This is a genomic window from Bacteroides sp. 224 (assembly GCF_010500995.1).
GTDB lineage: Bacteria > Bacteroidota > Bacteroidia > Bacteroidales > Bacteroidaceae > Bacteroides.
This window is the reverse complement of sequence record NZ_QVMK01000059.1, coordinates 880-13,618: the sequence shown is the minus strand read 5'-3', so window position 1 is coordinate 13,618 and position 12,739 is coordinate 880. Positions and strand designations below refer to the sequence as shown.

General features: G+C 41.8%; 8 protein-coding genes. 1 reads left to right on the top strand and 7 read right to left on the bottom strand.

Annotated features, from left to right (window positions below):
• The coding region (locus D0T60_RS18660; protein WP_203558370.1) for a hypothetical protein at positions 1 to 194 on the top strand (194 nt) is incomplete at its 5' end.
• Between the two features lie 70 nt (positions 195 to 264).
• Here D0T60_RS18660 and D0T60_RS17880 read toward each other — a convergent pair.
• The 7 genes from D0T60_RS17880 to D0T60_RS17850 all read right to left on the bottom strand — a co-directional run bounded on the left by D0T60_RS17880 (position 265) and on the right by D0T60_RS17850 (position 12,732).
• Positions 265 to 3,456 (bottom strand): hypothetical protein, encoded by a 3,192-nt coding sequence (locus tag D0T60_RS17880; RefSeq protein ID WP_163219745.1) that lies wholly within the window; start codon positions 3,454 to 3,456, stop codon positions 265 to 267.
• 11 nt (positions 3,457 to 3,467) lie between these two features.
• Entirely contained in the window at positions 3,468 to 6,197 is a 2,730-nt protein-coding gene (locus tag D0T60_RS17875) for a hypothetical protein (protein WP_163219743.1), read from the bottom strand.
• Between the two features lie 37 nt (positions 6,198 to 6,234).
• Positions 6,235 to 7,392, bottom strand: a complete 1,158-nt coding sequence (locus tag D0T60_RS17870; RefSeq protein ID WP_163219741.1) for a hypothetical protein — start codon at positions 7,390 to 7,392, stop codon at positions 6,235 to 6,237.
• Positions 7,393 to 7,435: 43 nt separating this feature from the next.
• A complete protein-coding gene (locus D0T60_RS17865; RefSeq protein ID WP_163219739.1) occupies positions 7,436 to 8,755 on the bottom strand; it encodes a hypothetical protein in 1,320 nt (439 codons plus the stop codon).
• A gap of 28 nt (positions 8,756 to 8,783) precedes the next feature.
• Positions 8,784 to 10,010, bottom strand: coding sequence for a hypothetical protein (locus D0T60_RS17860; RefSeq protein WP_163219737.1), 1,227 nt, complete (start codon positions 10,008 to 10,010; stop codon positions 8,784 to 8,786).
• A 22-nt stretch (positions 10,011 to 10,032) separates the two neighbouring features.
• Positions 10,033 to 10,950, bottom strand: coding sequence for a FimB/Mfa2 family fimbrial subunit (locus D0T60_RS17855; RefSeq protein ID WP_163219735.1), 918 nt, complete (start codon positions 10,948 to 10,950; stop codon positions 10,033 to 10,035).
• A gap of 87 nt (positions 10,951 to 11,037) precedes the next feature.
• Entirely contained in the window at positions 11,038 to 12,732 is a 1,695-nt protein-coding gene (locus D0T60_RS17850) for a hypothetical protein (RefSeq protein WP_163219733.1), read from the bottom strand.
• Positions 12,733 to 12,739: the final 7 nt, after the last annotated feature.

The following is a 12,739-nucleotide window of genomic DNA, read 5'->3' as shown; positions in this document are numbered from 1 at the left end:
TACTCATAAATAGGATATTTAAAAAGGAAATAGAGCACAAAGAAAGCTATTTTAGGGCAAAAAATAAACTGTTGAGATTATTGAGTGGATGCCCTGCCAACCTAAAGACACAAAAAAAATCCCCACCACGCCTGATGGGGATTTTAGCAAAAAACCTATTTTACAGGACCGCACTTCACAGCGGGGTATGCTGACATCAATTCCGGGAGCTTATGTTTCCCGCCCGGAACGGGAAGTATTGTTGTACCGGCTACGCCCCGGTAGCTATTGTTCGGTAGTACTTTCCTTGTTCGTTAAAACACGGTCGATCTTTACACAACGAATAGGAGCGGCATGGTAACGACGCTTTGCAATAGCGCGATTTTCTAACGTAAACACCACTCCCTGATAGGTATGCTCGTATTTAGAATTTTTGTATTCCCAAGTATAAACAGGAGTAGAACTCCAATACGCCATCTTGTAAGAAGAACTACGCACCATCACATTCTTCATAGTAGTGCTGGCATGATCATGTGACGATTCCCTCGTTCCACAGGCCGGGAAAAAGAGAGACGCGTTTGTTTCTTCATTATAAATAAGTTGCCCAATGTACGCGATGTCCGATTCATCCATTTCGGTTGCTACAGCTATTGTCTCATCTTGTTTAAGAGTATTTTCCCAACCCTCAGAAAAAACAGAGGAAGTATAGTACTCAATCTCTACAAAAGCCCTGCGATCGAAAAAACCATCGGCATAATACCCCCAATCCGCGGTTCTTTCACCATCCTTTGGGTCAAAACACAATGAACGATGCACTTCAGTGTTGAATTGTAAATCAGGACTAGTCCAGTTGCCAATTCTTTCTGAATTGTCAGTATCTGTTGACCCCAGGACTGGCCGGCGGTAACCTTTAGGACATGTTTCGTTTTCGCTTCCAAGCCCATTAGACCCACTCCAATAAGCAAAAGGGTCAGGAATAGGTATTTTCTGAGACTCACTAGGAAGAGCCGGTGGAAGATTAGCATGCGGTGGATGGTTGTTAACCCAACGAGCAGCACTCCAAGGTTTCAAATCAGAATAATGATCAGTATATGGATGATACGCTACTCGTACATCACCCTTAACAACGGTTGTTCCGATAGTAATAACCTCATCTTTATCTATATACTTAAATAAAGACCCGGCTTGCGAAGGGTAAAGAGCTTCTACGGCAGCGTTCGTCCCCCCCGGCTTATCAACCTTATAAGCACCCCTATAAACACCGGTACTACTGTATGATTTATTAAGGGGTTTGCTCAGGTTAAAAGCACTGAATCGTTTAGATGCGTTAGGTGGGTTTGATGCATCTCCGGCACGTTCGTACAAAAAGTCGGGTGCTTCGCCCTGGCGTATCCAGATGCGTTGCTGAAAGCTAGCATCTGTGTCCAGGTTTCTGTAGGTAAGCAATACCACTCCGTAGCGTGGGTCTACGGTGTATCCATCGCCATCGTAGTGTTTGCTTTTCAACCCAATGCGGAAATAGATGTATCTTTCTTCATCGGGCGTGGTTTCCGATATGCTACCCGACACCTTATAGCTACCGTTGGTAACCTTGTAATCGGTACCTACTTCCAGCTGGGCGGCCGTCTTTATTTTAGCGCCGCCATTTTCCTTCTCTTGAGTGTTCAGATTCCAAGTTACAGCCTTGTCTTTAGTTTTTTGGGTGTCCATCCATATCCAACTTTCGCCTTCCACTACGGTAGCTTCCCACTCCCATCTATGAATCGGCAGCGGCATTCTGATCAGTCGTTCGGCTACCTGGTTGGCCCGCCAAAACGCACCCACATACGGAGTAGGTTGAGCCCCTATGGTTACTTTTATAGTTATAGATAAACTTAGTTTCGTTATAACAAAATAAGTTACAATCGGTTTACCTGTCATATTATCTCCTGTCCAAATACTCATTGTGTAATCTTCATTATTTTTAACATTGTCATACAGATCATCACACTTGATATATCCCGGATCGCTAGAAGTTAGCTCCTCACTTGGTATAAAATTCAGACTTCTATAACATTTACGAGTCCACCTCTTCGCTTCTGTCCCATCTGAAAATCCATCACCTAAAATATTCCCCAAATTTGTCCTTATGGTAAAAGATGCCTTCTCTCCGTCTTTTCCACTTAATGCTATTTCCCTATGCGAGGCGGTTAAATAGGCGGAGCCGTGTACGGATGTGTTTATATTATTCAACTCGTTGGACGCATAAAGGGTAACATCCATATTATTAGGAGGCGTGTCGCTCCCGATTTTAAGACTTGAATAGCCCGGTCCTTTTACTCCGGTAATTAAAAATTCGTAACGATGGTTGCGCAACACATCCAACCACTCTTCTTCGTGAGTAGTACTATTGTGTTGCAAAAAGTCCAAACGGTAAAAAGTACTTGTTTCCGATCCGTTGTATTTTCCTTCAACTATAACGCAGGGGCTCATACGCCACAAATCATCAGAATCATCAGTGGGAGCCCAAGGCTTTGACATTGTTTTTATCTCTGTTGCTACTTCGTGTATATAAATTGAATCGTCGGTACCCGTGCCGGTGTTATTTGCTTTATACTTGAGTACGGTTTCATTATGCCCCCCTGGTTGCTTGTCCCCATCGGCAATAGCAAGAGAAGCACCAGTTACTTTAGAATCGGTATCCGAATACTTATCAGCCTGGGGTATTACAACCCCATTCCTATTGTATTTTCGAATATAAACGTTTTCAATTTTAAAGGTTGACGGTGCCAGACCCGGAGCTGTTTTAACCACAATTTTGGCCAACATACGCAACATCTTAAAAGTGTTGGGGTTGGTAGCTTCGTAACCGTAGCTGTTCAACTCGCCCCACATAGGCATAAAACGCGTTGTTGCCGACGGGTTAGCACCAGAGGGAAGCGGTGGCCACTTGTGTAGATCTGTTGTAGCATTAGACGGGGCGATTAACGACGAAGAGGTAAACAATAACTCTTTAGCAATCTCTGCTTCGGTTTTTACATCAATATAGGCACCGCTATTAAGACTGGCTCTTAAGGTATTTATACCAGCTTCAGACCAGGCAGCATTGGTGTAAAAGCAGTTTGCCAGTGCCACCAGTTTATAGTTTTTACCTTTTATAGCGGTAAGATCGGCTGGGGCGAGAGTTATTCTATACAAGTTATCAACAAGCTCAGTAAAAGCTGTTTTGTTTTTAATTACATACTTCAGTTTTTTATCATTGTCTTTGTCGAAAGCCAGTATCCACAGGTTGTGAATTTTGTTTTCTTTAGCATTGGCCTCCGAACGCGTTCCAATCCGTGTTTCGCTCGGCAGTTGCAGGTAGAATTCAAGATTGTCTCCCTGTTGGTTGGTGTATAGTTCCATCTCGTCATCGTTACAAGAGTTGAACAATAACAGGGTTCCTACAAGGAACGAAAGTAATTTTACTATATGTAGTAATGAGGTAGTTCGTTTCATATTCGGCATACTTAGTTATATTTTATACAACGTATGGGTAAAGCATATTTTTTATTCATAACGCTACTGGTTCTGGATACAGTGCCACCATAGAATTGCAGCACGCCTCCCCCAGTGCCGTCACTGCTTTCAGCAGCTGACCAGTAGTATCCATGAGTTTTACTGTTCACTACATAGTCCTGGGCTTCGGTGGCGTTGACTTTGTCCATTCCGTATCCCGCCGCCGGATAGTATCCTCCATTATCTTCGTCTTCTTCATCTTTATTATTATTTTTACTGTACTGGCCAAAGCGGTAAGTGTCATGTATGCCTCCTACCTTGGTTTGCCAACCACTGGCAACCCAGTCACGTTGCCTTCTTGGCACCTTGTAACCCACCGGGCAAGGGTCATACGAAGATTTGTCTGTTGTTGTTTTCGACCACGATCCACTGGCTGCCGTCCAATCGAAATAAGCGGTCATGGGGTTTTTCACCGAATTTTCCATAGTAGATGTTCCGTCCACCCGGCTGAATGTTGGCATACCCGGACCCGGATCCGGATCCGAATAGAAATAGATACGTTTGGCAGCTTTATGGCTATCCTGGCCTTTATCGTCCGCGCCTACGTTTCCACTCGAAACGTCCCAGGCAGCAAGCGATGGGAAGGGATCTTTGCGCCCCCACTGATAGAAGAAGCCTACCGATGAGAGGTCGCCGGGATCGGCGGAAAGCGCTCCCAGGTTTCTGTCCAACCATTTATCGCGATTGAGATATGAATCGCATTCGGTACTCCAGATGTGCCAGGTCCAGTAAATTTCGTTGGTTGTTTTGTTGCAAAGACTCAGGGCTACGTTTCCCTGGCTCAATCCCGGATATATCAGGATGTATCTCTCGTCCGGATCGGGATCATCCCAATTCTTATACTCCCAGTCTGTTACTACATCCCGGTGATTAATGTCGTCTTGGAATAATCCGCCTCCTTCTCCGTCGGGCAGGTCCGTCCAATGATACTTCACCACCAGTTTGTCGGTAGGGATGCCGGTGAGTGAATTTACTTTATGTACCTGAGAAAGGGGAATCGTAAAAAGAGCAGGCTTCTTATGGTTTATAAGATAACAGTTCGACTCGTCTCCCTTTCCCAGACTTTCCCCTATGGTGGCCTCTTGTGTAATTTTCAATACTACCGATACACGCACGTAAGGATCTACTTTATTTCCGGCATGGTCGGTAATGGAGTAGCCTTTAAAGTGAACATAGTGGGTACGTTCGTCCGACGTAGTGTTTTCTCCCTTCATCTCAATAGTGAATGGCTGTCCACCATTCGTATATGGTATAACGCTGTATAGCGAGTCGCCATACCCTGATTGTTTAGGAAAATTCGTATTATCTGTTGCTTCTATTGAAAAAGAGTACCAAGGGTGTTCGTCTTTCGATACTTTATGCGCTTCTTTCATCTCTTCGTTATCGTATATGGTGTAGTTCCACAGGTAGTCGCTGGCAAATAAAAGATCATAAGAGGTTTTTCCTCCTAAATAACTAATGTCCGACGCGATTGCAGCCGGAAATATAACCTTTTCTTTGTTGACAAAGAAAGCGTAGGTCTTATCGAACTCAGCAGAGTCGTCAATATCCGTCCAGGGGGTAACGGTGTATTGTAGTTGCATTTCATCCTCGGGGGTATTACCAATAAGTGTAATTGTGTAACGATGGTTCCTCAGAATAGGACCATACGTATTTGCTTTCGCGCTTCCAACAGCCGCATTGGCAGTTGTTCTGTTCGTAAAATCCGGTATATATACTTTATAGTCTTGTTCAACGGCAGAGCTGCCCCATTTTCCTTTAAGGATAAGGTAGGTTGAATTTCCATTGGCTATTTCTTGTAGGGTGGGTTCCGGTCGCTCGAAAGTATAAATGCAGCTCGTAACCTTTTCTTCATTATTTGTTATAACAGAAAAGTCTCCATTAGCTTTTGTGTAGTTTGTACCGGGTGCCAATGTAAAATTAGTGCTCCAGGGGTAAGCATACTTCATGCGAAACGGCGCGGTCGTTGTGTTTCTATCTTCCGGTTTATAGGCCACATATCCGGACTGCGGCTCGTTGTACAAACGCGCTTCGGTTAATTCGAATTTAACAGCATTAGCTTTGTTGGTCTTGTTAACAATATCTATTTTAGCCATCGCGCGCAACAGCGGGGTATAATTAAACGGCATCGAGTTAGCTGATGGATCAAAACTCGCGTCTATCTTAACCTTGTTTGTAGGCCCTCCAAACATAGGGATACAAGCATTCGCGCCTGTGCCTACAAAAGCGGTTCTTGGCATAATGAGCAGGTCCATTACCTGGTCGTAGCTCTTGCCCGAAAACGAACTTACCAGAGAAGAGGGGTCGAAATTGGCCAACACTACAAAGAACTGGTCGTCATCGAGCATTTCCAGTTCGGCTTGGTAGAGTACTTTCTCCTCCAAAGGTAAGTTTGAGACAAAAGTGGCCGGCGCGTGATAAGCAAATGTTTTGTCAGTGCCATCGTCGGTAAAAACCAATAGGTTAACGGATTTAAGGGCAGACTCTTCGGTAGTTCCCATACGGGTATTTGCCCTTGTGTCATCGCCACCGGAGTTGTTTATTATCTCCAGTTTAAATACAATTGACTTTTTGCCGGGAGAAGTTATAAATTCCTCCTCATCCTCCCTACAGGAAGTTAATACCAATAAAGGTATCAACAGAAAGTATATAAAATGGTATATATTGTTTCGTTTCATCATATCTCAACTTTTACACTGTGTTGCATTCCATTCGGAATTATATAATAGTTACGTCTGCATTTGCCGGTGTCCAATCTATTACACTAACTTTAAATTCTATTTTAATCTCTTGCACATCGGGCACACCTTTTATTACATATTTATAGTAATGGTTGCGCAATACGCCTCCGGGAGTTGTTAAGTCAGCCGCTAATGTAGAGGTATCAACTTTCGGTATGGGTAGCATAAAATCACTTGGAGTGGTATCATCACCTATGGTAGCACTAAAAACAATGCGGCAATTATCGTCGGATTTCACATCGGTAGCATCTACCACACCGGTTTCGAACAGGTAAAATACCAGTGTTTGCATTTTGCCATCGGAACTGGTAGTCATCGTACCCGCACTTGTCGATCCGCTACCTACCGAGCCGATGCTTGTTCCATCAATAGTCAATGTAGGTTCAGTAACTCTTTCGGTTGTACCCACAGTGGTATTGTTGCATATGAAGCCACTTAAATTTCCTTTTTCTACCGCAACGGATGTAGACGAAATGTTCAGTTTAAGGTTTCCGTTGAGGTCGGCTAAATGGTTTTCAATCTCTATTTTGGCTACCATACGTATCAGTTTGTAAACGGTCGCGCTGCCTTCCGTGGTAGTAGGACTGTTTTTTTCTACTATGTAATTAACGCCTGGCGATAACGAAGTCGGAATGGTTAGTTTCTGGGCTCGTGTGTACATGGGCAGGTATTCGTTACTGCTTCCAGGCTGCCATACGGCAGATGTATGAGTAACCAGAAACTTATTTTTCATCAAATCCGTATCTTTTTCTCCTACCCAACTGGCTATATTGGTCAGGTCTACATTGTTCTCAAGGTTGGCTATGAAGATGATGTCGATATTGCTTCCGGTGGGGTAATTGGTCAGCTTGTAGTTAGGTACACTATTACTGTCAAGAACCTTGTCAGTCAGTTTTTCATATTTGGTACACACCATATTACCTCCCGATGGTTCAAAATAGAACGCGTATATATCGTTCACCGCATCTTCACTAACCGCTCTTGTGCCGGCTTTCGGCAAATAGAGAGACAGAAACAAACCATCGCCCAAATCATCGGATAGTATTGGCTGACCGATAGACTCCTCCCCTCTGCAAGCAGAAAGTCCGATCAGGAAAAAGAAGAGGGTTATTATGTATAAGCAAGTATGTTTCATATCTTAATAAATGACTAAGTATCTATCTAACAATTCTTGTTTTTTAAGGAAGAGGAATAGGGGTTACATTATTCATGCCACCTACTGTACTCCACTCTTGCACTTTTATTTTAGCCTTTAGCTCGAACAGATTTACACCTGCGATAGTAAAATTATAATAATGGTTACGCAACACATCTCCGGCATAATTGGCACTTGCTGTCAAGGAGCCTGTTGTTTCTGTAACAAGCGGAATAGGAAGCATATATTCTACTGTTGCAGGCGAAGAGGGTTTGCTTTCTGCTTTAGCCCATCTGTATCCTTCCAATTTTAAGTAACAGTAACCTTTGTTCTTGGCTTCTTCGCGAGCTTCTGTTTTCTCAGCTAATATCTTATTGGTTTCAAACAGATAGAAGGTAACAGATTGAACACCACTGGTAGTAGTTATAGTCGGTGCGACACCATTATCCGGTGCAAAAAAAGAGGTAGCTGTCGGAATAGTTTTAACTTCCGAAACTCGTTTATTGGTTTCGTCCCACACCACATTTACACCAGGCATATAAGGAAGATATCCCTTATTCAAACCATTTACTACACTGATTTTGGTTATCTCAAAATTATAAGGATTTGTATTACCGCTTACATCTTTAATATTAATGGTGTTATCAATCTTTATTTTCGCCAACATACGAATCAAATTGTATACTCCGGCAGCTCCGGTGGAAGTAGCCGACTGCCCCACATAGTGATCTTTGATATAAGGACCATAGGGAATGACCACTTCATCGGTTACTGTATACATAGGGATATTTTTACCTGATGGCCAAACACTGGTTCCTTCCATTACATATATAGGTGCAGTAGAAGAGCTATTGCTTACAGTAGTAGCATTCGCCACGATTAATGTTGACAAAGCAGCACTTAGCTCTGTGTTGGCAGTAAGGGTACCGGTAGTTATAGTAGCATTTGCCACAAAAACAATTTTCATATCAAGGTTTGTCCTTGACCCGGAAGCTCCAAACCAGCTATCATAGGAGTTCGATGAGTTATCATTTCCACTGAGTATCCGATAGGTGTAGGTAGAGTTTACGGTACCCGCATCTGTCTTTACCAATTTATTTATAGATGAGTTTTTTAATACTTCAAAGTCTTTGTATTTGAAATAACCATCACTCGCTTCTATAAAATAAAGTGCATACAGGGTTTCAATGGTTGCATCAGCTTCTTCGGCACGGGTAAGCAAGCCATTACTTGGAGCATTCATGCTAAAAAGTAGGCGCCCCTCTTCTTGCTTCTCTATTATTTCTTCATCCTGTTGCTGACAGGATGCAAACAACGTCACTAATCCTAAAGTGAAAAACAGTGTTATAAAAAGATTCTTCATAATTATCTTGTTTTATTTATTATTCATATTAAAAGCCTATTGGTCCGGGAAGAGTTCCTGAAGGCTCACTCCACTCTTGTACCTTAACAATAGCATTCACGCCGTTGGGTTCGCTTATAGGTTCCGGTCCTATATTCTTTTCAGTAAAAGTGACTGCTTCTATTTGATATACTTTGCCAGGTTCCAAATAAGGAATTGGAGAATTATCTTCTTTCTTTAAGAATTTCCGAACAGTCAGCCAACTTTTATTATTAGCATCTTTATTTCCTGTAGCCGGAGTTATATCTGATATTTTAAAAAGAATAAGCGGTATAGCCGAAAATAAAACAGGACTGGAAACATTGTTAGGACAAGGTGCAATCCAGTTTCCCAGGTAGGGAATGTCTGTCTTCGTTGCAGGATCTGTATTTTCCTGTTGAGCAGGAGATACATAGAAAGACCAATATCCATTACCCGGCTTAGTCGAAGTGGAAACAGCAGAAGCCGGCGAAAGTTTATACCAAAACGCTGCGGGATAACTGCCGTCATCAAATTCCTGATCACTCCAGTTTATGGCAAGAAAATCGGTAGCAGCAGGATATGTCACATAATCGGCTCCCATCTTATGAAAGTTATTATCTATAAATATTTCTTCCAGTTTAAAGGTAGTACCATCAGTCGATTTCAGTTCACCGATTTCGATACGGGAAATGGCCGGGCATACAGGAATAATAATGTGGTCCATACCTTGGTTGAGATTTCCGGTATAGGCACGCCCGGCAACATTTACTTTGTAAGGGTCTAAACAGCCGTCTCCCTGATTGGCGATTATATATTGAAGGTCGCCGATCTTCTTTCCGTTTAGGGCAGTTTTCAACGAAACTGCATCTGCATAAGGAGTGGAGTTTACAGCCATTTTGTTGTTTTCCACATTCCCTATAACATAAATATACTTTATCTCCGTACGGTTAAATTTTAGTTTTACCCCTGTAGCAGGTGCTAATACCTGAGAAGCATCAGCAATAATAATATCATCAATTATGCCATCAGTCTTTACAAGTAGAATCAGTAAGTTGCCTGTCAAATCGGGTACGATTCCTATAGCCGTTTCACTTTCTGCGCCACGAGTTCCGGTGGTTTCAGTAAGCTTTACCTGAACGGAGAGTTCTATCTCCTCTGCTTCGGTTAAGGCAGAAGTATTCACTTCCATGCCTGCACATGAGTATATCAGCACAAGGAAAGGAATAATTAATATATATAGTAGTAGCTGTTTCATTACTTTTTTATTTCTTTGTTCATCAATCCAGCGGCGTTTCCGTTCCCTGCTCTATCCAGCCGAGCAGTTTCGTTTCCACTCCAAGTCCATTAAAATAAACTCCGATTTTAATGATATATTCTTTATCTTCCTCAATCAGCTCAAGTCTGCCATGTAATAGTTTTTTTACATCGATAGTATATGGTATTTCGGGATGTGTTCGAACTTGAGGTTCGTCGATCACAATCTCTATAGAGGTTTCATTTGTAAAGCGCAATACTTTCGTAATGCAGGAAGCACGAACTACTTCCGTATTTATTTCCATGCGGGGATAATAAGAAACATAATCTCCCCAGGTATCCATTTCATAATCATAATTAGGCCTCAGGTTATTAAAGCGTACAAAAGGATAGTTATCTGTCGGTTTATTGGGCAATGTACTCTCTAAGCCATGTACATAAACCTCAAATGTGATATGTGCAGGGCGGTAATGAATTGTATCATTATATACACCATACATCTCAGGAATCTCAAAAGTATGTCTCCCATAAAAAAGGGAGTCATTAGTGAGTATTTCAGCCGGATTAGGCTGTATTTCATTTTTAGTGTGTTTCAGGTTGTGTTCTTTAACAGGAAGGGCAAAATCCATACCTTCCACCACAGTTTCATTAAAAGCGTTTCCCCAACAGATGGCAGTATACTTACCGGGCATCAAACGGGTTCGAACTCCCTGATAGTCTATCAAATAACTCTTTGTAAGGTTACGAACACGGGTAAAAGTCCCGTCCTTTTGATTATAGATACCTACATTTACCTTATGAATACGCTCGGGAAACTTGGGGTATTCGAAATAGAGGTTGACGTACATACCGCAATCATCCAGGTTGTCACTAATCGAATCGCAAGAGATACAAAAGGTACTCAGCAAAGCGAAAAGGGAAAAGAGTTTAAGTAACTTCATGGAATTTTGTTTTTTTGTTTGTTGATAGTGAGGGAACAGAGTCCGGGGAATGAAACCCCGGAAGCTCTGTTTAAAAGCTTGTGTTGATTAAAATTCAACTTCGGTTTCTTGAGGAACCCAGCCTTCAACAATTACCTCTACTGAGATTTCTGTTTCTTCATCCGGCCACATTGGATCAGGGTTCAAATCCTTATCAGCATCAAAAGCGATAGACTTGATAATATAAACTGTACCTGGTTTTGGGAATTGCAATACTGCTTTAGTGTTAGCATCATAGAACTTAGTGACAGTTAACCAACCTTCTTGCAAACCTATTGAATTAGGAGAAGCTAATCTCACATGAATGTTGATAGTAGGGAATGTACCATACTGAATTCCTTGTCCACGAACAGCCCAGGTAGGAATACCCATTTCGGTATTATAACCAGCTATTGCCATGCTATTTTTTACAAGGGTACCACCAGCATTAACAAAAGATTCTTCGTCTCTGTAAGCCCAATAACCACATTCTAAACCAACACGGTTGTAGGCGCCTTCATCTAAATAAGGATTAGTTATAGGAGAAGCGTTCGGATCATCTTGCTTACGGGCTGAAGCAATATAGAAAGACCAGTATTTATTGTCTGGAGCTGCATAAGCGTCTTTTCCAGTACCAACTGCTTTAGTTCTATCAAACCAATTATTCCATACGTTATTATCATAGTCATGATTTGCATTACGACTGGCAGTTGCATAATTATAATAGGTAGAAGCAGCAGCAGTACCAGCAGTTCCTACTGCACTAATATCACCAGCTACAAATCTGTTATTGAAATCAACTTTAATAAAATTACCTAATTTATCTTTATCAGTTAACGCATCGGTTGCTGCACCAGAAGCATAAGTTTGAGTATATGCCCATTTCCACATGGTGTAATTCCATCCCGGATTATTCCAGCCCCAATTTAACAAGATACCGCTTTCAGTAGCAGCAGGGTATTGTTGTCCATCCACACTAATTTCTCTCATGGTATTGGAAATATAAATACCTTTCAAATCAAAGTTAACACCCGCTTTTTTAGATTTAACTTCTTTGATTTCATAACGAGAAATAGCAGGAGTAACAACCACACGTACAGGAGTAGTACCCTGAGTAGCTGTAACAGGAGCATAACCAGAGATATTTACCGCTTTAGCATCAGTCAGGTTATAATTATCCAAAGAAATTCTTACATCCTTCATAAACTCTGTTACCTCAGTATAGATGTATTTACCTGAACCAACAGAAGTTTCTTTGGGAGCATAAGCAGCTAAAGAAGTCTTTGTGTTCTTATAAGCTAACTTACCAAAGTTGGCACTAGTAGTTGTTCCTCTTGGGTTTGCATTTACAACAGTCATATCATACTTAGTTGGGTCTGTATTACCGATTACATACAATCCGGTTACACCTAAAGGCATGTTCTTAAACTTTTGTCCGGCACCGGTCAAAGCAGAAACATCACCTTCCACTACACGAAGAATCTGAAGAGGAGAATCTTTATCTGTCTTACCAACGAACACCAAAGTCATGTCGAAAGTGTAAGGAGCAATTCCTACATTGGTTTCTGACTCTGAGTTAGCACGAGTTCCTTGAGTTTCAGGCACTGTAATCTGAATAGTCAAATCATCTTCGCGAAGTTCCAATTCGCCATCAACGACGTTGTTTTCGCCGTCAACGACTGCATCTTTGTCGCTACATGCTGTAAACCCTGCCATCATAGCAGCCATTACAAGCATACTTACATACTTAAATTTAAATTTCATTGTTTAA

Excerpts from the sequence above, each read along its gene's own strand:
- D0T60_RS17865 (WP_163219739.1), bottom strand. The coding sequence starts at position 8,755 with ATGAAGAATCTTTTTATAACACTGTTTTTCACTTTAGGATTAGTGACG.
- D0T60_RS17875 (WP_163219743.1), bottom strand. The coding sequence starts at position 6,197 with ATGATGAAACGAAACAATATATACCATTTTATATACTTTCTGTTGATA.
- D0T60_RS17880 (WP_163219745.1), bottom strand. The coding sequence starts at position 3,456 with ATGAAACGAACTACCTCATTACTACATATAGTAAAATTACTTTCGTTC.
- D0T60_RS17855 (WP_163219735.1), bottom strand. The coding sequence starts at position 10,950 with ATGAAGTTACTTAAACTCTTTTCCCTTTTCGCTTTGCTGAGTACCTTT.
- D0T60_RS17860 (WP_163219737.1), bottom strand. The coding sequence starts at position 10,010 with ATGAAACAGCTACTACTATATATATTAATTATTCCTTTCCTTGTGCTG.
- D0T60_RS17850 (WP_163219733.1), bottom strand. The coding sequence starts at position 12,732 with ATGAAATTTAAATTTAAGTATGTAAGTATGCTTGTAATGGCTGCTATG.
- D0T60_RS17870 (WP_163219741.1), bottom strand. The coding sequence starts at position 7,392 with ATGAAACATACTTGCTTATACATAATAACCCTCTTCTTTTTCCTGATC.